Annotated in this window: 17 protein-coding genes and 1 pseudogene; 14 read left to right on the top strand and 4 right to left on the bottom strand. The window is 31.0% G+C overall.

Annotation, left to right across the window (positions count from 1 at the left end):
• Positions 1 to 78 precede the first annotated feature (78 nt).
• Together sdaAB and sdaAA are read left to right on the top strand one after the other, a co-directional pair.
• Positions 79 to 762: an L-serine ammonia-lyase, iron-sulfur-dependent subunit beta gene (gene sdaAB / locus ACJDU8_RS03935; protein ID WP_406790932.1), complete on the top strand. Its 684-nt coding sequence runs from the start codon at positions 79 to 81 to the stop codon at positions 760 to 762.
• Between the two features lie 3 nt (positions 763 to 765).
• Positions 766 to 1638 (top strand): L-serine ammonia-lyase, iron-sulfur-dependent, subunit alpha, encoded by an 873-nt coding sequence (gene sdaAA, locus ACJDU8_RS03930; RefSeq protein ID WP_406790850.1) that lies wholly within the window; start codon positions 766 to 768, stop codon positions 1636 to 1638.
• A 144-nt stretch (positions 1639 to 1782) separates the two neighbouring features.
• Here the strand turns inward: sdaAA and ACJDU8_RS03925 are convergent, their stop codons facing one another.
• Entirely contained in the window at positions 1783 to 1986 is a 204-nt protein-coding gene (locus ACJDU8_RS03925) for a cold-shock protein (protein ID WP_406790849.1), read from the bottom strand.
• A 309-nt stretch (positions 1987 to 2295) separates the two neighbouring features.
• Here ACJDU8_RS03925 and ACJDU8_RS03920 point away from each other — a divergent pair, with 309 nt between their 5' ends.
• The 5 genes from ACJDU8_RS03920 (at position 2296) to ACJDU8_RS03900 (ending at position 11128) form a co-directional block, all read left to right on the top strand.
• Positions 2296 to 3501 carry an MFS transporter gene (locus tag ACJDU8_RS03920; protein WP_406790848.1) on the top strand — a complete coding sequence of 402 codons (1206 nt, stop codon included), beginning with the start codon at positions 2296 to 2298 and terminating at the stop codon, positions 3499 to 3501.
• 147 nt (positions 3502 to 3648) lie between these two features.
• Positions 3649 to 5139, top strand: coding sequence for a threonine synthase (gene thrC, locus ACJDU8_RS03915; RefSeq protein WP_406790847.1), 1491 nt, complete (start codon positions 3649 to 3651; stop codon positions 5137 to 5139).
• 566 nt (positions 5140 to 5705) lie between these two features.
• Positions 5706 to 6770, top strand: a complete 1065-nt coding sequence (locus tag ACJDU8_RS03910) for a sensor domain-containing diguanylate cyclase (RefSeq protein WP_406790846.1) — start codon at positions 5706 to 5708, stop codon at positions 6768 to 6770.
• Positions 6771 to 6798: 28 nt separating this feature from the next.
• Positions 6799 to 10524 (top strand): helicase-exonuclease AddAB subunit AddA, encoded by a 3726-nt coding sequence (gene addA, locus ACJDU8_RS03905; protein WP_406790845.1) that lies wholly within the window; start codon positions 6799 to 6801, stop codon positions 10522 to 10524.
• A 481-nt stretch (positions 10525 to 11005) separates the two neighbouring features.
• On the top strand, positions 11006 to 11128 hold the full coding sequence (locus ACJDU8_RS03900) for a hypothetical protein (protein WP_406790844.1): 123 nt from the start codon (positions 11006 to 11008) through the stop codon (positions 11126 to 11128).
• 44 nt (positions 11129 to 11172) lie between these two features.
• On the opposite strand, the gene ACJDU8_RS03895 is transcribed toward ACJDU8_RS03900, so the two are convergent.
• From ACJDU8_RS03895 to ACJDU8_RS03885, 3 genes are all read right to left on the bottom strand, one after another.
• Positions 11173 to 11811 (bottom strand): amino acid ABC transporter permease, encoded by a 639-nt coding sequence (locus ACJDU8_RS03895; protein WP_406790843.1) that lies wholly within the window; start codon positions 11809 to 11811, stop codon positions 11173 to 11175.
• A gap of 20 nt (positions 11812 to 11831) precedes the next feature.
• The gene (locus ACJDU8_RS03890) at positions 11832 to 12638 is read right to left on the bottom strand and encodes an amino acid ABC transporter substrate-binding protein (RefSeq protein WP_406790842.1); all 807 of its coding nucleotides are present in this window, start codon (positions 12636 to 12638) and stop codon (positions 11832 to 11834) included.
• 188 nt (positions 12639 to 12826) lie between these two features.
• Positions 12827 to 15889, bottom strand: a complete 3063-nt coding sequence (locus tag ACJDU8_RS03885; protein ID WP_406790841.1) for an insulinase family protein — start codon at positions 15887 to 15889, stop codon at positions 12827 to 12829.
• Between the two features lie 573 nt (positions 15890 to 16462).
• Between ACJDU8_RS03885 and ACJDU8_RS03880 the strand changes: the two genes are divergently transcribed.
• The 7 genes and pseudogenes from ACJDU8_RS03880 to ACJDU8_RS03850 all read left to right on the top strand — a co-directional run bounded on the left by ACJDU8_RS03880 (position 16463) and on the right by ACJDU8_RS03850 (position 24739).
• Positions 16463 to 17710: a helix-turn-helix domain-containing protein gene (locus ACJDU8_RS03880; RefSeq protein WP_406790840.1), complete on the top strand. Its 1248-nt coding sequence runs from the start codon at positions 16463 to 16465 to the stop codon at positions 17708 to 17710.
• A gap of 320 nt (positions 17711 to 18030) precedes the next feature.
• Positions 18031 to 19104 (top strand): uroporphyrinogen decarboxylase family protein, encoded by a 1074-nt coding sequence (locus ACJDU8_RS03875; RefSeq protein WP_406790839.1) that lies wholly within the window; start codon positions 18031 to 18033, stop codon positions 19102 to 19104.
• Positions 19105 to 19148: 44 nt separating this feature from the next.
• Positions 19149 to 19823: a corrinoid protein gene (locus ACJDU8_RS03870; protein ID WP_406790838.1), complete on the top strand. Its 675-nt coding sequence runs from the start codon at positions 19149 to 19151 to the stop codon at positions 19821 to 19823.
• Positions 19824 to 19853: 30 nt separating this feature from the next.
• Positions 19854 to 20876 carry a uroporphyrinogen decarboxylase family protein gene (locus ACJDU8_RS03865; RefSeq protein WP_406790837.1) on the top strand — a complete coding sequence of 341 codons (1023 nt, stop codon included), beginning with the start codon at positions 19854 to 19856 and terminating at the stop codon, positions 20874 to 20876.
• Between the two features lie 5 nt (positions 20877 to 20881).
• Positions 20882 to 22552 (top strand): ASKHA domain-containing protein, encoded by a 1671-nt coding sequence (locus tag ACJDU8_RS03860; RefSeq protein WP_406790836.1) that lies wholly within the window; start codon positions 20882 to 20884, stop codon positions 22550 to 22552.
• A gap of 130 nt (positions 22553 to 22682) precedes the next feature.
• The gene (locus ACJDU8_RS03855; RefSeq protein ID WP_406790835.1) at positions 22683 to 23342 is read left to right on the top strand and encodes a corrinoid protein; all 660 of its coding nucleotides are present in this window, start codon (positions 22683 to 22685) and stop codon (positions 23340 to 23342) included.
• A gap of 5 nt (positions 23343 to 23347) precedes the next feature.
• Positions 23348 to 24739, top strand: a pseudogene (locus ACJDU8_RS03850) (monomethylamine:corrinoid methyltransferase).
• The last annotated feature ends 137 nt before the right edge of the window (positions 24740 to 24876 follow it).

The following is a 24876-nucleotide window of genomic DNA, read 5'->3' as shown; positions in this document are numbered from 1 at the left end:
TTTTAATATAATAATAGTATTTGTTTTAATGTATATATTTTATAATATAAAATTGTTGTAAAGGATTGGTGTTAATTGATGAGGGAATATGGTGTTTTTGATATTTTAGGACCTATAATGATAGGGCCTTCAAGTTCCCACACAGCAGGGGCTGCAAGACTAGGTAAGATTGCGGAAGTTATTGCGGGAGGTAAAATTTTAAAGGTACAATTTTTACTTCATGGTTCTTTTGCAAAAACCTATAAAGGTCATGGTACCGATAAAGCGCTAGTTGCTGGAATACTAGGTATGAACCCCTGGGATGAAAATTTGAGAAACTCCATAGAAATAGCAAAAGAAAAAGGGATTGATATAGAATTTATAGAAAAAGATTTGGGAAATGTACATCCAAATACAGTTAAATTTATTATAACCAAAGATAATGGTGAAGTATCAGAAATAATGGGTTCATCTATAGGCGGGGGAAATGTGGTGATAAATGAAGTAGATAAGGATAAAATAGAATTTACAGGAATTTATCCTACTATATTGATAAATCATTTAGATATGCCAGGTATGGTTGCCAGAGTATCGGAAATACTTTATAGATATAAAATAAACATAGCTTTTATGAGAGTATATAGAAAAAGTATAAAAGGCTCCAGGGCAGCTATGGTATTTGAAGTAGACGATTTTGTTTTACAAGATGTGATAGATGAAATAGGTAAAGTACCTAATATATATAAGGTAAGTGCTATAAATCCTGTAGATGAGGAGGAATAATATATGGTTAATACAGGTAGTGAATTGATAGAGATCTGCAATAAAAAACACATGAAAATATGGGAATATATAGTGGAAGAAGAGATGAAATCTGAAAATAAGGGCAGGGAAGAAGTTTTAAAAGGTATGAGAAAAAATTTTTATGTAATGAAAGATTCTGCAGAGCATGGATTAAATCATAAAATGAAATCTATCAGTGGACTTACAGGAGGAGATGCCTATATATTAAATGGATATTATGAAAGGGGCGAAACCCTAACAGGTAAATTTATGGTAAAAGCTATGGCAAGAGCCTTATCTTGTTCAGAGGTAAATGCTGCCATGGGAAAAATAGTGGCAGCACCCACAGCAGGTTCTTGTGGCATAATTCCTGCAGCAATAATAACTGCAGGAGAAAGACTGAACAAAGATGAGGAAGAATTAATTAGGGCTTTATTTACTGCTGCTGGAGTAGGAGTAATAATAGCTAAAAATGCCAGTATGTCAGGAGCAGAAGGTGGATGTCAGGCGGAATGCGGATCTGCAGCTGCTATGGCAGCGGCAGGAATAGTGGAAATGATGGGTGGTACTCCAGAACAAGCATTGGATGCTGGTGCCATAGTAATAAAAAATATAATGGGGTTAGTTTGCGATCCGGTGGCTGGCCTCGTAGAAATTCCTTGTGCTAAGAGAAATGTATCAGGAACTGTAAACGCCTTAACTACAGCAGATATGGTTATGGCAGGAATTTGCAGTAAGATTCCATTTGATGATACGGTTTTGGCTATGTATAAAGTTGGCAGGCAGATTCCATGTGAACTCAGAGAAACAGCCCTTGGAGGACTTGCAGCTACAGAAACAGGTCTTAAATTGAAGGAAAAAGTAATGGGAAAATAGTACATAAGTGTTTTTTTATAATAGTATATTTTAAATAATAACTTTAAAAGTTACTCTATGAAAATGAAAAACCACCTTTTAAAATAAAGGTGGTTAAAATATTCTGTTCATTTATGTTAAGATGTTTTAACATTGTAAAATATATTATAGTTTTACAACATTAGCAGCTTGAAGACCTTTTGGTCCTTCTTCAACATCAAATTGAACTTTCTGACCTTCTTCCAAATTTTTTCTTGGTTCATTGCTCTGGATTGCAGTGAAGTGTACGAAAACATCATTTTCGCCTGGGACTTCAATAAATCCGAATCCTTTTTCAGAGTTAAACCATTTTACTGTTCCTGTTTTCATTTATTATCCTCCTAAGATAAAACACTTATAATTGATATATCTTAATTTTGTATATCGGTGTTTATTAATTATTGATTATATTAGTATACCATAAAGAAATAAAATTAACAATGTATTTTAAGTATTTATTTCTATTATTATTATTTATCGAGAACATTATACATTAAATTTATGATATAATCAAAATAAATTTTGTGAACATCTATCCGAGTGTTACCAGTGCTAGTACGCTCATATTTTTTTAAGTGGGAGATAAGCACTGTTGTGTGCCTGGACCTTAGGAGAACTTGATTGGAGGAATGAGCATTTGTGGAAAAACCTTTTATGAGACATAAAAAAACATGTAATAAAAATATAGATTCCGGACTTGTTTGGATTATGGCTATAATCTGTGGAATAACAGTGGCAAACTTATATTATAATCAGCCCTTACTTGGTGATTTATCCCGAAGTTTTAATGTATCTACAAAAACTATAGGTTTGGTATCTACATTTACCCAAATAGGCTATGGAATGGGAATGTTTTTTATAATACCATTGGGAGATATTGTAGAAAGAAAAGGAATGATTTTGAAACTGTTATTGGCTTCTGCAGTATCTTTAGTATTATTTGGTGTCTGCGGCAGTTTTAGATCTCTTCTAGGGTTTAGCTTTTTAGTTGGATTTACAACAGTAATTCCCCAGGTTATAGTGCCTTTTGCAGCAGAACTTTCTCCACCTAAGAAGAGAGGAAAGGTATTAGGAACTGTTTTAAGTGGACTTTTAGCAGGTATTTTATTGGCCCGTACTGTAAGCGGCTTTATAGGTTCTTTCTTAGGGTGGAGAAGTATGTATTATATTGCAGCTGTACTTATGGTTATTTTATATATAGGAGTAATTAAATTTTTACCTAAAAGCCAGCCTGCATCTAAAGAATCTTATAAAAATATAATGATTTCTTTAAAGGATATAATTAAAAAAGAGCCATTGCTTAGAGAAGCGTCTTTAAGTGGGGCTATGATGTTTGGAGCTTTTAGTATATTTTGGACAACTATCATATTTTTTTTGGAATCTTCAAGCTATAATATGGGAAGTGAAACTGCAGGATTGTTTAGTTTAATTGGAATAGCCGGGATAATTGCAGCTCCTGTTATAGGAAATTTTAGCGATAAAAGAGGAACTAAGTTTGCTGTGGGACTTTCTATTTTTTTTGCTACAATGGGCTTTGTAGTATTTCTTATATTTGGCTATACAATTATAGGGCTTATATTTGGATTGATATTATTAGATCTTGGTACTCAGTCGGGTCAGGTTTCAAATCAAACCCGTGTACACAGCCTCTCACCGGAGGTTAGAAATAGATTAAATACAATTTTTATGGTTGCTTATTTTATAGGGGGAGCCATGGGATCTTTTGTAGGAACTTACAGCTGGAATTTATATGGCTGGCCAGGTGTTTGTATATCAGGATTAATTTTTTTATTTATAGCTGTAATCAACCATATAATTACCATAAAGCATATAAATTCACATTAATATATTTTAATTATAATTTTCAAGTTATATGTCATATGTTATTATATATTTATTAATACCATAAATGATATAGGTAAAGATTAATAAATTTGTGCTTGAATAAATGTGTTAATATATGGTGTTACAATTTTAGAAGGAGTGATATATTTGAAGGAGATTTATTACAATAGTACTAGAGGTTTAAATAAAGATTTTACTGCATCCAGAGCCATATTAAACGGAATATCAGAAGACGGGGGATTATTTATTCCAGATACTATACCTTTTATAAATGAAGAGGATTTAAAAAAATTTAAAGATATGACTTATAAAGAATTAGCTTTATGTATAATTGGAAAATTTTTTACAGACTTTAGTAAAGACGAATTAAAGGAATGTATAGATTTAGCTTATGATAATAAATTTGAATCGAATAAAATAGTTCCTGTAAAAAAAGTGGGAAATGTGTTTTATTTAGAATTATTCCATGGCCCAACTTTGGCTTTTAAAGACATGGCATTGTGTCTTCTTCCCCATTTAATGAAGACAGCTTCAAAAAAGCAGGATTTACATAAAGAAATAGTAATACTTACTGCCACTTCTGGAGATACTGGAAAGGCTGCTTTAGAAGGCTTTGCAAATGTAGAGGGAACTAAAATAGTGGTGTTTTTTCCAGAACAAGGAGTAAGTAATATCCAGAAAAAGCAGATGGTTACTCAACAAGGGGAAAATACAAAGGTTGTAGGCATAAGAGGAAATTTTGATGATGCCCAAAGTGAAGTAAAGAAAATCTTTAATGATCATGAGTTAAAGGAGGAGTTGAATCAGAAATCCTATATGTTTTCTTCTGCAAATTCCATAAACATTGGAAGGCTTATACCTCAAGTAGTGTATTATTTCTATGGATATATGGAACTTTTAAGAAGAGGAGAAATAGAATTTGGAGATAAGGTAAATTTTTCAGTTCCTACAGGAAATTTTGGTAATATACTTGCAGCCTATTATGCCAAGAAGATGGGACTTCCTATTAATAAGCTAATATGTGCTTCAAATGAGAACAAGGTACTTTATGATTTCTTTAAAAGTGGAACTTATGACAGTGAAAGGGAATTTGTGGTAACTATATCTCCTTCTATGGATATACTCATATCCAGTAATCTTGAAAGACTTATATATGATATAAGTGGCAGGAATGCGTCAGTTGTAAATGAGTTAATGAGTAATTTAAATTCACGCAATAAATATACAGTTAGAGAAAATATGAAAGATGAATTGAAAATATTTTATGGTGGTTTTGCAAGTGAGGCAGAAACACTTCAATCTATAAAGGATACTTTTAATACACATCAGTATCTTATGGATACTCATACTTCCGTTGCGTATTCGGTTTATAAGAATTATTTGAAAGATACTTCTGATGATACAAAAACTATAATAGTTTCTACTGCAAGTCCGTTTAAATTTACCAAATCTGTAATGAGCGCCTTGGATAAAAAATATAGTTTTATGGAAGATCTAGAACTTATAGAAATAATGAGTAAAATTGCAGAAGTTAAAATTCCAGGACCTATAAGAAAGTTGAAAGAAAGTAAAGTTATTCATAATACAGTATGTGAAAGAAAAGAGATGAGAGAAGAAATTAGAAAATTTTTGCTATAGCATATTGTATGTCAAGTGATTCTTAAATTTAGGTGGAGGTTGCTTATAAGGAATGCTTTTCTTCACCTAAAAATATTTCCATTCAAATATTACATTACAAATACTCTATCAATTTAATATAAAAAAGCTATTATGTATCTATAATAAGTAGTATAATAGGAAACTAGGAGGTGTAATTGAAATATAAATTTGATTTTATTATACATAAACGGTAATTAGTAATATTTATAAATGTTAGGCTATTCAAAGTAATTTGAAGGATGTTACATATAATTATAAGGAAAAATTTTCTTGTAATTATGTACTTTTATAAGTATAATTATAAAAATATATATTAATTTTTATTAGTATGTAACTTGTTTCAGGTATCCTTATTTTAAGAAAAATAAAATCTTCTGTCTTTCATTTGTTGTTTATTTTTTAATATATTAATGAAAGTAGGGAAGATTTTTCACACAATTGTATTAATTATTCCATGGCCCAATTTATAAAAAATATTTTATGTGTTATAAGAATATTTTTTAATAAACTATAAATATAAATAGTTTTAAATAGAGGAGAATTTTATGTTAGTGTCATTATTAGAGAAATATAATCAACTAAAGTGTGATTATGAAGGTTATCAAAAAGTGGCTGAAGAAACTATACAAAGGCAAAATGCAAAAATTGTAGAGTTGGATAAAAAGCTAGATATGTTGTCTCTAATAGTTGAGATAAGTCAATATATAAACAAATGCCTTGGTAGTGGGGAGATACTTTCTAAAATACATGATATAATGATAGGAATTTTAGGAGTGACCTATTCTACTGTGTATATTTTAGAAAATAGAAAGCTTAAATTAAAGTGTACCAATTTAATTAGTACAAAACATCATAAAAGTATAAATGATTACAATAATAAATTAGTGCACAATCCGGATATTAAATTAGTCAATTCTTTTGACAATATATGTAAAGGTGGTAATATTCAAATCCATTCTGCCATATTCATGCCAATATATTTAAAGCAAAGTCTTCTTGGGGCAATCATAGTAGAACATAATATATATAATTATTTAAATGAAGAACATATTAAGCTTTTAACTGCACTTAGCAATCAAATTGCCATATGTATAGAAAATAATAGACTTTATAATAAGATAAAAGAGAATTCTCAAAAAGATTTTTTAACAGGTCTATTTACTAGAAATTACTTTTTTTCTGTTATAAAAGAAAAAATAAATAACTGCGGTAGTGGTTTTGCCATTATAATGGTGGATATAGATAACTTTAAAAGGTTTAATGATACCTTTGGTCATCAATATGGGGATGTAGTGCTTAAAAGTGTAAGTGGTATTATAAAAAGCAGCCTTAGAAAAGAAGATTTGGTGGCTAGGTACGGTGGTGAAGAAATTATAATATACATGTATGATATTAAAGGAACCTTAGATGTTTATAATAGAATGACCACTATAAGAAAGAATATAGAAAATAGGGTTATAGAGTATAATGAGAACTCGTCTCATGTTACGGTTTCTATGGGAATAAGTATATCTCATAATAAAGACGAGGATATTGAAGCTATGATAAGGAAGGCGGATACGAATTTATATAAAGCAAAAAATACTGGGAAAAATCAGGTAGTATGCTAATAATTATAGAATCAGGCAAGGTGATAATGTGAATACAAAGTGGACAGAGACTCAGAGAAAAGCTATTTTTACTCAAAATTCCAACTTGTTAGTAGCAGCAGGAGCAGGAACCGGTAAAACCGCGGTGTTAGTGGAAAGGATACTACAAAAAGTAACAAGTAGCGATTCAGAAGTGGATATAGATAAATTGCTGGTGGTTACATTTACAAATGCAGCAGCCTCTGAAATGAAAGAAAGAATAGCAGAGGCACTTTCTAAATTATTGGAATTAAACTGTACTTCTAAAAATCTTCAAAGACAGCTTGCACTGTTGAACCAATCTAATATAATGACTATACATTCCTTTTGTCTTAAAGTTATAAAAAATAATTTTCATATGATAGATTTAGATCCTAATTTCAGAATATGTGACAGCACAGAATCTAAGTTATTAAAGCAAGATGTTGTTTTAGAACTTTTTGAAGAAAAGTATGAGGAAGAAGATTTAGAATTTTTAGATTTGGTAGATGGATATGGCGGAAAAAATGATACTAAGCTTCAAAATACCGTACTTTCTCTATATGAATTTTCACAGGGCAGTCCATGGCCTAAAAAGTGGCTGCAAGAGGCTTTGGAAGATTTCAACGTAGGGGATGATTTTGATTTTGGATATACTAAATGGGCCAGTGTGCTGGTTCGCAATATAAATGTAGAACTTAAAGGGTGTAAGGATAAAATGGAAAATATCCTGAAGACAATTGAAAATGTGGAAGGATTGACATATTATTTAGAGCCTTTTAAAAATGATATTGAAAATATAAACAGGCTAATAAGTACTAATTCATGGAATGAAATGAGAGATGAATTTATTAAACTAAGTTTTGATAAACTCTCTTCTAAAAGGGTAGACTCTTCATTAAAGGAGTATAGGGAAAAAGCTAAAAATACAAGAGATGAAGTAAAAAAGAAATTAACTAGTATAAGAGAAGATATACTGGTATGTACGAACAATATATATGAAAATATGAAAGAAGTATATCCTATAATGAAATGTTTAATTTCCCTTGTTCTCAATTTTTATAAAAAATATCATGAGAAGAAAATGGAAAGGAATATGGTTGATTTTAACGATATAGAGCATTTTTGTCTTAGAATATTAGCCAGTGTAGATGAATTTGGCAATATAATTCCCTCAGAAGCTGCTTTAGAATATAGAGAATATTTTGAAGAAATATTCATAGATGAATATCAAGACAGCAATGAAGTTCAAGAAGCTATAATGAATATGATAAGCAGAAAAGATAAATATGTAAATTTGTTTATGGTGGGAGATGTAAAACAAAGTATATACAGATTTAGACAGGCAAAGCCGGAATTGTTTTTACAAAAGTATAATACTTATTCTGAAGAAGAAGGTAGTAAGAATAAAAAAATAAAACTATCTGAAAATTTTAGAAGTAGAAAAGAAGTAATAGATGCCATAAATTATATATTTAAGCAAATAATGTGTGAAGAAATAGGAGAACTTAATTATGGTGAGGAGGAATGTTTAAAAAGTTCAGCTGATTATGTTCTTTGTGAAGAAAATTGCGGCGGAGATGTGGAACTTCATATAGTGGATAAAAAGGAAAGTGAAGATAAGTTAGAAAGAGATGAAGATGAGGAAGAGCTGCTGGATATTATCCAGGTAGAAGCACGATTAGTGGCAGAAAAAATAAATGAATTGGTAAATCCTCCATCTAAATGTGATGGTTTTAAGGTATATGATAAAGTTATAGATAGCTATAGGTCTGTAATGTATAAAGATATAGTGGTATTAATGCGTGCTACTCAAAAATGGGCGCCTACTTTTGTAGAAGAACTGAACAACTCTGGAATACCTGTATTTGCAGATACATCTGTGGGATATTTCCAAACTATTGAAATAAAAACTATAATATCTCTTCTTGAAATAATAGATAATCCTCAGCAGGATATTCCTTTTGTAGCGGTACTTCGTTCTCCAATAGGAGGATTTTCTCCAGAGGATCTTATAGACTTAAGGGTGGTAAACAGAGAAATATCTTTTTATGAAGTATTAAAAGCAGTAAAAGAAAACAATTCACAATTAAAATATTCTTTAGATCATATAGATGAAAAATTAAAACACAAATCAGAAGAATTTTTAAAAAAACTTTATGTTTGGAGGAGAAAAGTCATATATATGCCCATAGATGAATTTATATGGCATATTTATATACAAACGGGTTATTATGGTTTCGTAGGTGCCATGCCTGGAGGTATCCAAAGGCAGGCGAATTTAAGAATGTTATTCGAAAAAGCTAAACAGTATAAAAGAATTAGCTACAAAGGGCTTTTTAATTTTGTGAATTTTATAAATAAACTCAAAAGCAGCAGCACGGACATGGGAAATGCAAAAATACTTGGGGAAAGTGAAAATGTAGTTAGGATAATGAGTATACATAAAAGCAAAGGTCTTGAATTTCCTGTAATAATACTGGCAGCAGCAGGGAAAAAATTTAATTTCATGGATATGAATAAAAGTATTTTGTTTCATAAAGAATTAGGACTTGGACCGGATTATGTAAATGCCAAAAGACATATTTCATATCCTACTATTATTAAGCAGGTATTAAAGAGAAAATTAAAAGCTGAGACTCTTTCAGAGGAAATGAGAATACTTTATGTAGCTTTTACCAGAGCTAAAGAAAAACTTATAATAACGGGAATGATAGATAATATTGAGCGTACATTTCAAAGATGGTGTGAAATTGCTTCTTGTGAAGGTGATAAGCTGCCGGAATATTCACTTATAAATGCCAAAAATTTTTTAGACTGGATAGGACCGTCAGTGGCAAGACACCATTGCGGAGGACTTATTAGAGAAGTGTGTAACTGTGAAAATACTTCAAATTGGATAATGGAAGATAATTCTAAATGGAAAGTATTCCTATATAGCAAAGATGATTTTAAAAATACATTTGGGGAGAACATAAATGAGGACATAATTGATCAGATTGAAAATTTAAGGCTGAATTATACTGAAGGAATATATGAAAGTGAAGTGAATAGAAGGCTTAATTGGAACTATAAATATGAACAATCTTCTAAAATACCTGCCAAATTTTCTGTATCAGAGTTAAAAACAAGATTTAGATTAATAGATACGGAAAATAGTGTACAGTTTATAGAACCAATATATTTAAAAAAACCACTTTTTATGAAAGAAAGTAAGGCTCTTACTGCAGCAGAAAAAGGAACTATTATGCATTTGGTTATGCAGCATATGGATATTAGTAAAGTTAATTCCTATATGCAGATAAAGGAGCAAATAAATAAACTAGTATTTAGAGAATTTATAACTGAGGTAGAAGCCAAATCTGTATCTATATACAAAATATTAAAATTTTTTAATTCTGAAATCGGAATGAGAATGAAAAAGTCAAATGATATATACAGAGAAATTCCGTTTTATATGGAAATAAAAAGTACAGAATTGTATAAACAGCTGCCAGAGCATACATATAAAGATGAAAAAGTATTGATACAGGGAATAATAGATTGTTATTTTGAAGAAAATGATGAATTAATACTTATAGATTATAAAACAGATTACGTAGAGAATATGGATGAAATAAGAGAAAAATATAAAATTCAAATTTATTATTATGGAAGAGCGCTGGAAAAGTTAACAGGTAAAAAAGTTAAAAATAAGTATTTATATTTATTTTCCAAGGATTGTGTACTAGATTTATCCGGAAATACGTTGGAGTAACAATTACAAATATAATTTTAGTTAAAGTATAATTTTTAGTAACCTTTTTAAAGGTTTTTAATAATATGTAAATATAGTACCTTTTAATATATAGAAAGTTTTTGGCTGTATTTTATAATAAATAGCATTTATTATTATATAGCCAAAAAGTTTTATTTAAATTATGGTTTATTTGCTGCTCTGAGAGTTAAGAAAACTTTCAAGTAGGCATATGGAAATATAAGTTATGTATACGTTTTTTTATCTGAAGGAGTTAACATAAAGTGATTCTTAGATTCAGGCGGAGTTTGCTTATGAGAAATGCTTTTCTCCACCTGAACCTTATTAACAGTATTCTTAGTGTCTTTAGCACTTAGAATACGTTATCCTTTAGGGGAAGAACTTATCCAGGTGCGCAGCACCTCTTATCTTCCATTTTAAAGAAAGTGGGAGTATTAGCAAATGGCAGCGTTGGGATAAATTTTAAAATAGGAGGGATAAAGTGAAAGATATTAAAAAGTTTAAAATAACTATGGAAGTAATAGAGGAGTGCTTGGAAGAGTGTCTGGAAAATGACAATATATATAAGAATAAGAAAAAGTCAAATTTTGTTAGCAGTAGATAACAGAACTTGACTTCTCACATCCAATTTAATAAAGTTATTTAAAATTAATTTATTGAATATTTTTTTTCTAATTGTCTAAATCCAATAATTAAAAATGAAGTTATAATAAGGTATAAAGCGGCAGCTATGAAAAAAGGAGTAATTGTAAAATCACGGGTTACCACTTCTTTTGCCGCTCTTAAAAGATCACCAACTCCAATAGTGGCTACCAAAGCTGAATCTTTCACTAAGTTTATACTTTCATTACACACAGCAGGTAGTACATTTCTAATGGCTTGAGGAATTATTATCTTTGTTATAGTCTCATAGTAATTCATTCCTAGAGCTTTAGCAGCCTCAAATTGTCCTTTATCTATAGATTCAATGCCTGCCCTAAATATTTCTGCTAAGTATGCAGCATAATTTATGGTAAAAGCTATACCTGCAGCAGCTAATGGTGACAATCTTATGCCAATTACAGGAAGACCAAAGTATGTAAAAAATAATTGTAAGAGTAAAGGAGTTCCCCTAAAAGCCCAAGTATATAAACTCAATATGGTTTTTAAAGGTTTAATTTTAGATATTTTTCCTATGGCAACTATACCTCCGAGGGGTATAGAAAAAATAGCAGTTATAAAAAATAATTCTACAGTTATTAAGCTTCCCTTTAGTATAAATCCTGTAATGTCCATAAGTTCAGACAAATAAATCACATCCTAACTAATTATTTTGTAACTATATTTTCACCAAACCACTTTTTAGATATTTTATCTGCTGTTCCGTCACTTTTTATAGTGTCTAAAGCCTCATCTAATTTTTCTCTAAAACTTGTATCAGTTTTTCTTATACCTACACCATAATCTTCTTTGCCAAAGTTATCATCTAGTATTTTATATAATCCAGGTTTTTTTTCTATATAGTATCTTCCTACAACTTCATCTACTACAACTGCGTCTATACGTCCTTGGTTTAAATCTAATAGTGCTTCTGTATTATTTGAATATTTTCTAACTTCTTTTAAAGACTTAGAAGTAGTAGTATCGGCGTTTAATGCAGTTTCACTGCTGCTTCCCAATTGAATTCCCACTCTTTTACCGGATAGATCCTTTTTGCTTTTTATAGCAGAGTTATTTTGTACTACAATTATCTGTTTATTTTGAAGGTATACTTTTGAAAAGGCTATTTGTTTTTTTCTATCCGCAGTTATAGTTAAACCATTCCATATGACATCTATGTCTTTGTTATTTAAGCTGAGTATAATTCCATCCCATTCAACAGGTTTAAATTCAACTTTTACTCCTAGTTTTTCCGCTGCGGCTTTAGCCATGTCTATGTCAAATCCAACTATTTGGCCCTTCTCATCTCTAAATCCCATTGGAGGGAAACTGTCATCCAGCCCTACTACGAATTTACCTTTTGCTTTTATATCGTCCCAGGATTTATCTCCTGACTGCTGGGTTTGTCCACATCCTGTAAGTAATATTCCCAGCAAGAATATTACCATAGTTAAAATTCCAAACTTTTTTTTCATTTTACATATCCCCCTATTTATATGAATTTATAATCACAATAAACATTATAATTTACTGTATTAAATTTGTAAACCAATAAATTAGCATATATACAATTGATATGTAATAATTTGTAAAAAGATCAATCCCTTAAAGTGAGATTAAATATTTTAATATACTAATGCACTTTAAGGGATAACTTGAAATTTTATTTTCCCACATCTATAATTTCATTGAACAATTTTTTGTTTTCTTGAATTTTGTCACAGGAACCTTCTATAAAATAAATATTTTCATTTAAAATTTTATTTAGCATGTTTCCATAATTTCTTATATCTTCTGCTGTAGTTGAAAGAGCTTCTTTTTCATATTGCAAAAGATCCTGGGGAGAAAATTGCGTAAGGTACATTGCATCACAAAGGGCACTTTCTATAAGAGGACCGTTGGTCTTTAAATTCACAAAATCTTTAACGGCACCTATAATATACTTTGTCATTTCAGTATCTGTTGCATTAAAATTTTTAAGGTAATTCACTGCACCTTTAAAGGTGTCTAAGGTTTCCTTAAGGTTTGGATCTCTTATAGATGCAAGTATGACTTTTCCATCAGAGGAAATGGAAAATTGAACTCCATAGGCGCCTCCTGCTGTTCTTATTTCATTCCATAAATATTCAGTGTTTAATATGTTTTGGAGTACCATCATCTTTCCGCTATAAGTATATCCTGTACCTTTCAAAGTTCCACCTTGTAATATAGTCTGTACTTTAGCAGAGGAAGAGAAAGCTGTATTTTTATTGGTTCGGATAAAATTATATTTTTGCTTTGGGAGAACATGGGCATTAATTTTAGAACTTATACGGCTTAATTCTGTTTTAAATATCTGGGTAGAAGTTTTATCTCCGCTGCAGCTTGCTATAAGACCATTTCGATTAAATGCAAGTTTACATGTATCATTTAGATTTTTATAAATATCATCCCATTTTGAATCAAAATTAGCATCTAAGTCCTTCAGGAATCTATAGTATGAAATACCTGAAAGTTCCTCGTTGTATTTTCCTCCTTCACTAATGTAGGAATTCATTTCCATAAGGGCTGCAGTTCCAGAGCCTGAAGTAAAAATTGACTGAAGAGTTGATTCATTCTGTTGAATAATTTGTCTTATCTTTTCTTTATTGTCAAATTTACTTTCATTTATGATTTCTTTGATTATGTCAAGTGATTTTCCAATATTATCTTTAGGGACTAACATAGATGTTATTAGTTTAGGTGAATATTTAGTAAAGTTTTTACTATCTGCTACTGCAGCAGGAATAAAACTTACTGGACTACCTATATTCTGTAGCATTTCATTTGAAAGTTCTTCATAACTGTATTTTTGGGTGTCTACATTCCCCAGTAAAGATGATAGTAAACTCAAGTAATATAATTTATCTTGAGGAACTTTGGACGTATCAAAGTAGAGGTTTATAGTAGAGAGTCCGTTTAAGTTTGCAGTATGTGTAAGAACTTTTACACCGGATTGATTTTCAACTTTATAGCTTAAGTCGGGAAGTTCAAGTTGAATATCTTTTAAAGAAAGTTTTGGTAAAGTATCTAGTGTTCTTTTGGAATCTTCAGTTTTTTGCCATGTATTAAAATCTTCTGTACTTTTTACTAGAGAGTTAACAGAGGCCTCATCTAATCCATGTTTATAAGATGTAAGATTTTCTGCTAAGGATTCTGAGTTTTTGTTTTGGAGACCTGGCTCAGGTTTCAGTATAACTAGTGAATAATGGTTGTTTGAAAGAAAATATTTATTAATTAAATTCTTGAAATAATCATTTGCATCTGTTTTTTGGATTTTTTTCATTATATCATCGGTATCAAAGTACATAGTAGGATCTTTATCGTATACCCAGGTAGTTAATGCGTTTTGGGATAGAACAAGACCTGTTCCACCTAGAATAGGTATTATAAGTTTTTCAGAATTAGCATTTATATTATAAGATGCTAGAGCAGATTTAAGAAAATTTTCATCAAATCCATTTTTCGAAATTTCCCTTAAAGTATTAAAAATAGTTTGTTTAAAAACTTCACTGGAAGATTCATTGGAATTAGAGGCATTAATTGAAAATATAGGTTGAATGCCTTCCATGTTAAATGAAGAAGTTACACTTAATGCAATGCCTTTCTCTGTAAGTGCCCTTTTTAGTGGTGCGTTATCAGTACCCATAAGCAGATGATTCAAAAATCCTAGTGCTATATTTTCCTTCTTATTATCTATACTTCCGGTAACAAAATTTAATGAAAGATATGTTTTGTTTTTTGTATTACTGTTTTCTGGTATAGAATAATACACTGTTTTTACCGGTATATTGGATAGAGGCTTTTGTGCTTTTATGGAAGTATCTACTTCTGACTTATTAAATTTACTTAAATAGTTTTTGTCGATAAATTCCAGATAGTCTGATATATTTAATTTGCCATACAAATATATGTAACTATTTGAAGGTGTATAATTTTTGCAGTATGTGGATACTAATTGCTCCATTGTAAGCCTTGGAATATCTTCTGGATTTCCTCCTGAATCCCACTTGTAAGAAGTATCAGGAAAAAGAGACTGAACTGCTGCGTTACGTAAAAGCCAATCAGGATTCGAGTAGTTGCCTTTCATCTCATTGTACACTACACCATTAATTGAAAGCTTGGAATCTTTCGATGGAAGTTCATATCTCCAGCCTTCTTGTTTGAATATATTGGGATTTGAAGTAAAGTTAGGATAAAACACTCCATCTAAATATACGCTCATTAGATTTTTGAGATCCTTCTCATTTGTACTTGCTACAGGGTATGTAGTATAGTCACTATTTGTCATGGCATTAATAAATGAACCTAAAGAGCTCTTTAGAAGTTCTGTAAATGGAGATTTAACAGGATAATTTTTAGAACCATCAAGAACTGAATGCTCAATAATGTGATTTACACCAGTATTGTCTAAAGTAGGTGTACGGAAACTAATATCAAAAACTCTCTGAGTATCCTCATTTTTAATATACATAAGTTTTGCACCGGTTTTTACATGGGTAAATAACATAACAGAAGAATTAATTTTTGGTATATTCTTAACTGAATTAAGTTTAAAACCGTAGTAGATTTTTCCCACTTCACCATGTCTGGTAATATCTGTATTAGCTGAGTAAACAGTCTTACTGTCAAATATAATGTTAGATGAAGAGAACAACATAAAAGATATTAGTATAGCTGCGGTTATTTTTTTCATAAGTATTGTCATTATATAACGTCCCCCTTATATTTTTATATACATATTATTTGACTTTTTGAGGAATTTAATGATTTATTATCGTAAAAAAATTTTAACATGTGAAAAAGTTTGTTTTTATATGAAGTTTTAGATGTTGTTTTGGCAGCAATTATGAGTATAAGTAATAAAAATCTTAATACTAATCAAATGTTTTTGAAATTTTAAATCAATTAACTTGCAAAAATGCGATTAAAATTTTATGTGTAATATAAATAAAAATATTATTTTTACTTGACTAATAATTCTGTAAAATATAATATTATTAAAAATACACTTTTTAAATAATTAATATACCAAATATATTGCGGAATAAACAATAAAGAATCAATATAGTTGTACTTGGACTACAAAAAAGTTTGTTGTATAGAAACATATATAGATATAATGAATTGTGCTATCATATGCAATAAGGGTATGGATATAATTCAAAATATATGTCCGTGTTTAAAATTATTGGTTGACTTTCGTGTTTTCTACTATTGAGTTAGTACTTTTAGGTTGGATGGCCGTTGGAGGTACATGCCTATTTGGGAGGTGATGCATATGGCACTTTTTTGTTGTGACTTATTTAAACTTCACTGTCTAAAAGATTTAAAAAAAATAGGTGAAGAAAATGAAAATAGTCGTCCCATAAAGTGGGTCTATAAAGTGAATTATATTCAATTTACTAAAGACATTTATCTAAACATACAAAGTGGAGATTTAGTAATTATTTCCGGAAGAAATAATTATTTCAATATTGATAGAATTATTGAGTTTATAAAAGAAATAAATAGTTTGGGAGCAACAGGTTTGATAATTTGTTCAAATAAAAATATTGGCTATTTGACTTATGAGGTAATTGAAATAAGTAAAAAGTTAAGATTGCCGCTTTTTTACCTTCCTGTGAATTTGAATAAAGAGAGTGAAGTGGTAAGAGAGATATGCAAAGCTATTATAATTGACCATATAAATAAACTGTCAGAAAAAGGTATACTGGAGGATATTTTAGATAATAAAAAATTAGAAATTGAATTTGTTCAGGAAAAGTTTAAATCCTTTGGCATGAATATAAATGCCTTAAATCAAATTGGCATTATAGTTATAGACAGATTTGAAAATTTAGAAAAAGAAAAATATTATAGAAAAAAAGAAAAAATAGATAAAGTACATAATGAAATCAAACATGTAATTAAGAATGTTTACTTAATTAATACCAGAAATGTAATAACTGTAACTAAAAATGATTCTATAATTTTTCTAACACAAAAATTTAAGGATATAACAAAATTTGAGCAAATATTATACGAAATTGATACAAATATAAAAGAAAAAATTCCTGGAATAATTCTTAATTTTGGCCTTGGAGGAGCCTATTCCGGTATAAAGGGAATAAACAAAAGTTATTATGAAGCACAGCAAATGTTAAAACTTAAACGAATTGAGGGATTGTCAGGAATTACTCTATCCTTAAAGAATATGGACGTATATCTTTTTTTAATTAGAATCAATGTTAAAAATAGGGAATTATTAAATATTTATGTAAATCATGTTTTGAAAGATCTTATATCTTACGAAAAAACAAATCAAATAGATTTAATGGAAACCTTAGATGCTTATTTAAATGAAAATGCAAATATCATAGAGGCATCTGATAAGTTATTCATTCATAAAAATACTTTAAAATATAGATTAAATAAAATTGAAAATTTGTTAAATGTAAATTTGCATTCCCTGGAGGACTGTCTCAGGTTGCTCTTAGCTATGAAAGGTTATAAGATACTAAAAACTATGTCAGATAATGAAAGTTAATATAACCCTCAGATTTAAAAGTTTTTATTGAGATGTGAAATATTATGTTTGCGAAAATTGCAAAATCCATAAAACTATTTATTGTTGGTATTTATAATTTTAACTATGATCATTATAAAAAAATTTATATATTAATAAATCACTGGCCAAATAATGTTATATAATTGCTGAAACTGGGCGTATCTTAATAATTTCACAATTGAATTGTACTTTGATGACAATAAAGTTTGTAGTGCCAAAACATAGGCTAAGCTAATTTTATGTGATAACATTGCATTAAATAAAAATAATCCATGCAAAAATATATGGAGATTTTGAATTTGATAAGTACAATTAAAATAGCAAAAGGAGGAAGCAAAGTGGAGGCTAAAGAGATTGTGAAGAGAGCATTAAAAAGAGAAAAAACACCTAGAATACCAGTGACTATTTTATCTGGTGGTGCTTGGTGTTTCAATAGCAATGGATATTCGTTGAAAGAGGCATTGGAGATGGAGCCTAAGGCAGCAGCAAATATAATAATAGAAACTAATGAAAAAGTGAATTCTGATATTGTATGGGCAGCATCAGGTTATAATAACTTAATTATAGGAGCTATTGGAGGAAAACTTAATTTTAGAGAAAAAGGAGTACCTGATATTGTAGAACCTTTGATAAAAGATTTGTCCCATGTTGATAAATTGGATTTAAGTGGTATAGGAGAGGATAAAGGAATACAAAATTTATTAAAGGTTACGGAAATATTAAAGGATAGAATTGGTGATAAGACAATGATAGGTGTAAGCCAATGGGGACCATTGACTTTGGCAGGACAAATTGTTGGAATTGAAAAATTGATGATGGGCATGATAAAGGACAAGCAAGCTGTCAAAGAATTAATAGATTTTACATCAGAATTATGTTATAGGTATTTGGCATTGTTTGTAGATGCTGGAGTAGAAATAGTATCTATGTCTGATATGTCTGCCTCCGGGGATATGATATCAAAGAAATTTTTTGAAGAATTTGCAATTCCATGCCTTACAAAGGTAACAGACAAGATAAAAAAGAAAAAGGCTGATATATACATCATGACCCATATATGCGGAGATGTAACAAAATTTTTAGATTTATATCCAACCATTGGCGTAGATTTAGTTTCACTAGATGCCAAAGTGGATTTAAGTAAAGCAAGGGAAGTTCTCCATGGCAAGATGGCCTTTGGTGGAAATATGGGACCGGTTGATGTAATGAAAGATTCCACTCCTGAAGGTGTTAAGAAGGCTTGCAGTGATTGTATAAAAAAATCTGGTGAAAAAGAGGGTTATGTTATGATGCCAGGATGTGATCTGCCGCCAGATACACCCTTAGAAAATGTAAAGGCAATGGTAGAAGCAGCTCATAATTATAAATTCTGACATAATAAATTAAATTATTAAATATTAAGGGGAGTGTATTTAAAATGTTGATTGATAAAGAACAAATTTTTAAGAACCTATCAGATTCAGTTGTCAATATGGAAGAAGAAGAAACTTCTATGCTGGCTAATAAGGTTGTAGAAGAAAAAATTGATGCTTATGAGGCAATAGAAAAGGGACTTTCAGATGGAATGAATAGGGCAGGTAAGCTTTTTGAAGAAGAAGAATATTTTGTTCCAGAGCTTTTAATGTGTTCAGATGCCATGTATGCAGGTTTAAATATTTTAAAGCCTTATTTAAAAAAAGCAGAGAATGAAAATAAATATAAGGTAGTTATAGGTGTTGTGGAAGGAGATACCCATGATATAGGAAAAAATCTGGTAAAGCTTATGCTTGAAACTGCAGGTTTTGAAATAATTGACTTAGGAAGAGATGTACCAGCTCAAAAATTTATAGACGAGGCTAAAGATGCTGGTGCAGATATAATAGCAATCTCAAGTCTTATGACAACCACAATGGATACTATGGAAGAAGTTATAAAGATTCTCAAAAAAGATAATATGAGACATAAGTTCAAAGTTATGGTTGGAGGAGGTCCTGTATCTCAAAACTTTGCAGATAAGATTGGAGCAGATGGATATTCTATAAATGCCTCTGAAGCAGTGAGATTAGCTAAACGTTTGGTTGGGGCTGAGATTATTAAAGAGGTTATAGCTTAAGGTTTGGGAGTATAAAATGAGGTGATTTTAATGAATGATTTAAGTCCTAAAGAACGCATATTACGTGTATTAAATAACAAAAGTGTTGATAGGTCCCCTGTAATTTGTCCGGGAGGAATGATGAATGCGGCCATTGTGGAGATTATGAATAAAACAGGCAATAAATTACCAGACGGCCACCAGGATAGTGATATAATGACTAAAATTTCTAATGATGTTTATGAAAATACTGGATTCGAAAATTTTGGTATACCTTTTTGTATGACAGTGGAGTCAGAAGTGCTTGGCAGTGAAATTAATTATGGAACTCTTGCATGTGAACCTAAAATACAAAAAGAAGCTTTTTCTTCTGTATCAAGTGTAGTGTATAAAGAATTGGGATCCATGGGGAAAAATCCCAGGGTTAAAGCTATTATTGAATCTACTTATGAACTGTCAAAGAAATATCCGGATGTACCTGTTATAGGTAGTATTACAGGACCTGTGAGTACATCCGCATCAATTGTTGATCCTATAACTTTTTTAAAAGATTTAAGAAAAAAATCCAGTGAGGCACATAAAGTGATTGAGTATACTGCTGATCATATTATTGAACTTTCCAAGCTTATGATAGAAAATGGAGCTTCGGTAATTTCAATAGCGGATCCTACAGCAACAGGAGAAATTTTAGGTCCAAAAATGTTTAAGGAATATGCGGTAAGGTATCTTAATAAGGTAGTTGATGCCATTCATGCTATGAATACTCCCGTTATTATTCACATATGTGGGAAAATGAGTTCCGTAAAAAAATATATCCCGGAATTCAGGTCTGATGCTATAAGTGTGGATGCATTTGTAAACTTAAAACAATTAAAGGAGGAGTATCCTAAATTAACTACTATGGGAAACTTGAGCACATTCCTGCTGGAATTTGGTGATGAAGAAAAAGTATCTATGCATACGAAAAGATTAGTTAAAGAAGGCATAGATATAATATCACCTGCTTGTGGACTTAGTACGTCAACTCCATTAAAAAATATAACTTCAATGACAGAAGTGGTAAAGGGGTCATAATTTTTATGGTAAGAGTAAATTTTATAAACAATAAAAGTGTAGAAGTTGAAGAAGGCACTACTATTTTGGAAGCTGCTAGAAAAGCCGAAGTACTTATAGAATCTCCTTGTAATGCTGTTGGTACTTGTGGAAAGTGTAAAGTAAAGATTTCAATGGAGGGTATAAAAAATATAATTGAAAGTGATGGACAACATCATGTCACAGATCAGGAAAAATCAGAAGGCTATGTTCTGGCCTGTCAGTCAAAGGTGATAGGAAATATTGATGTAGAAGTAGTTTCAAAAGATTTAAATAAGACATTAAAAATACTAAATCATGGTAAGATATTTGATATTAAAATAGACAGTTTTATAAAAAAGAAGTATGAGAAAGATGGAAAAACTTATATATATGCAGGAGAAAGAGTTTTAGGAGAAGAGGTTGGAAATACCTGTGAGCTAAATTATGGAATTGTTGTGGATATAGGGACAACAACTCTGGTAGCATCATTAATAAATGTAAATACTGGAGAAGAGCTGGATTCAGTGTCTTCCTTAAATCCCCAAAGTGTCCATGCTCAGGATGTATTATCCAGAATAAAATTTGCTTCTGAAGAGAAGGGGCTGCATATTATGTATTCTGGAATTATAGAAGAGATCAATAAAATGATAGAAGAAGTTTCAGTAAAATCTCATGTGGATAAAAATAGTATATATGAAATGATTTTCAGCGGAAATACATGTATGATACATCTTGCCACTAATGTAAATCCAAATTCTTTGGGAAAATATCCCTATACACCAGAAATAAGGGGAGGAAGTTATTTAAGTGCAGCGGATCATCATTTGGATATTTCTAAAATAGGGCTAATATATTTGCCTCCTATTATCTCATCTTATGTAGGACCTGATATAACATCAGGAGTATTGGCGTCCAGGCTTCAGGATGAAAACGGAACAACTTTGTTTGTTGATATTGGTACAAATGGAGAAATGGTTATAGGGAAAAGTGGAGAATTGACGGCTACTTCTACAGCGGCAGGACCTGCCTTTGAAGGTATGAATATTACTTATGGAATGAGAGCTGCAATGGGGGCTGTGGAATATTTTAATATAGAAGAAGATGGCTCTATTGAAATTAAAACTATTAATAATGGTAAGCCAATAGGAATTTGTGGAAGTGGTCTTTTGGATATTGTAGGAGAACTTGTGGCAAGTGGAGTAATAAGAAAAAATGGTAAATTTGAATCAATTCATAGTGAGGTTTTGCCTGAAACATTGAAAAGTAGACTAATTGAAAAAGAAGGTAAAACTGTATTTAAAATAGCTGAAGATGTATTTTTATATCAGAAAGATATAAGGCAGGTTCAATTAGCCAAAGGTGCTGTAAGATCGGGAATTGAATTTTTAATGAAAAGTAAGGGTGTAGCAGCAGAAGAAGTTGATAAAGTATTAATAGCAGGATCTTTTGGATATCATTTAAGGGCAAAAAGTCTTTTAAATATAGGATTATTACCCAAGGGATTTGAAGGGAAAGTAGACTTTATTGGCAATACATCTAAATCTGGAGGAAGGGCTTTTTTGTTAAATAAAGGCTACAGAGAGGAAATGGAGAAACTTGTGGGCAAAATAGGAGTAATTGAGTTATCAAACGGTGAAGATTTTGATAAAGTTTTTGTTAAATGTCTATCTTTTTAAAATAATGCTGCAATTAGTAAATGTTAATTTACCTATAAAGAGAGTAAAAAAGTTGAAGATAAAATATTTTTATTATCTTTGTGGAGAAATTATAGATTTAAATTATTTAAAGTTTAAAGGAGGTAATTAAATGGATCCCAAAGTGATTTTAGACAAACTCCAAAAATCAATTGAAGAAATGGATACTCAGATGGCAGAAGAAAGTGCCAGAGAAGCAGTTGAAGCAGGTATAGATCCATTAGTTGCAATTAATGATGGATTATCTAAAGGAATGGAAACTATGAGTGATCTCTTTGATGAAGGAGAAGTATTTGTTCCACATCTATTAGTTGCTTCAGAGGCATTTGAAGGAGCTGTAGCTATTTTGACTGAATCAATGTCTGATGAAATGAAAAACAGTGTTTCACAAGGAAAAGTTCTTATTCATACTGTTCAGGGAGATATACATGATATAGGAAAAAACATTGTTAAGACTATGTTATCCGCAAGTGGATTTCAAGTAATTGATATGGGACGTGATGTTCCGGTGGAAGATGTAATTGAAAAAGCAAAAGAATGTAAAGTTGACATAATTGTTGGTTCTGCACTAATGACAACAACAATGCCGGCACAAAGAGATATAATTAATTTATTGCAAGAAGAAGGCATACGTGACCAATTTATGTGTATGTTTGGGGGTGCGCCTGTGTCTTCTGAGTGGGTTGAGAAAATTGGAGCCGATGGATATTCAGAAAGTGCTTCAGGAGCTGTAAAAGCTGCAAAAGAATTAATGGTTAAGAAAAGGGGGTAAAATTTATGACTATTGGAAAGAAAGTTACTGTATTTGATGTTTTTGACAGAGCAAAAACCGGACAAAAAATGGAAGAAAAAGAATGGGATTCAAAAGTTATACCGCAGACAGCTGCTAAATTAAAAAATAAATATGGCATAAAGATGGATAAGAATAAAATCATTCCTACTGATGAAAATTTAATTAATAATCTCTTTAAAGCAGGACTAGACATGTTAGTAGAATGCGGAATATACTGTATGGATACAAAACGAATAATAAAATATACTAGAGAAGAAGTGTTAACTGCCATAGAAGGGGCACCATCTAGGGTAACATATGGAGAGGGAAAGGATGCTGTGGAATTAGCTTGTCGAAGTTATAAGGATACTAAACCCCCTATTATACAAGGAGGACCTACAGGTGCACCTTGTAGTGAAGAGCATTTTCTGGCAATACATCAATCATATGCACAAGAATCTTTAGTTGACACTATAGTTGATGGTGTATTACAAACAATTAATGGACACGATCCTATACCAGGAAGCCCTTGGGAAATTGCTGCAGTTAAATCTGAAGCAATTATGGTAAGGACTGCACAGCTAAGAGCTGGCAGACCTGGAATGGGATTGTAGGGAAACGAAACTTCACTTTCGCCAGCTGGAGTAATTGCAGCAGATTTTCCAGGTGGAATGAGAGCATCTGACAGTCATGAAATATCCCAGTTAAATGAGTTAAAAATTGATGTAGGTGCATTGGTTTTTAATGCTCATTATGTATTGGCTGGAAATATTATCATGAGTGAACAGATGCCTATATATGGTGGATATGCAGGTGGTTTAGAAGAAACTACAATTGTAGATGTGGCATCCACTATAAATGCGTTTATTATGACCCAGGCAACATGGCATTTAGATGGTCCTATCCATGTACGTTGGGGTATAACTACTGCTAGAGAGGCTTTAGCTGTAGCTGCCCATTGTGCAATGGCAATAGAGGCTAATACACATTTGATATTGGGAAATCAATATTATACCTTAGCTGGGCCGTGTACTGTTATGTGCCTGCTTGAAACAGCAGCACAGGCTATTACTGATACTGCAAGCGGCCGTGAAATTTTATCAGGGGTTGCATCTGCAAAAGGTGTAGCTACTAATTTTACTACTGGCTTAGAGGCAAGAATGATGGCACAATCGGCTATAGCAGTTGCGGGAATGGACACTGAAAAAGTAAATGAAATTTTAAACAAACTTATAGCATTATATGAGAAAAATTACAAAACAGCTCCAAAAGGCAAACCTTTTGAAGAATGTTATGATGTTGTAAACTTGGTTCCTACTAAAGAGTATATAGACATATATGATGAAGCAGTAAAGATTTTGACTGATTTAGGGCTTACTTACTGGAATAAGTTATAGGATCCTGGAGCAAGATTCCGGGGTTCTAAAGACCCCGGGTTTCATTTTCAAGTTAGTAGTTTGATGCGTAAAGTGCAAACCTGAAGTAATTGACATTATAACCAGGTAAGTGATAAAATACAATATAATATTCCTAA

Source organism: Candidatus Clostridium eludens (genome assembly GCF_045310515.1).
GTDB lineage: Bacteria > Bacillota > Clostridia > Clostridiales > Clostridiaceae > Clostridium_B > Clostridium_B eludens.
The sequence above is the reverse complement of the archived record's forward strand: the minus strand, read 5'-3'. Positions and strand labels throughout refer to the sequence as shown.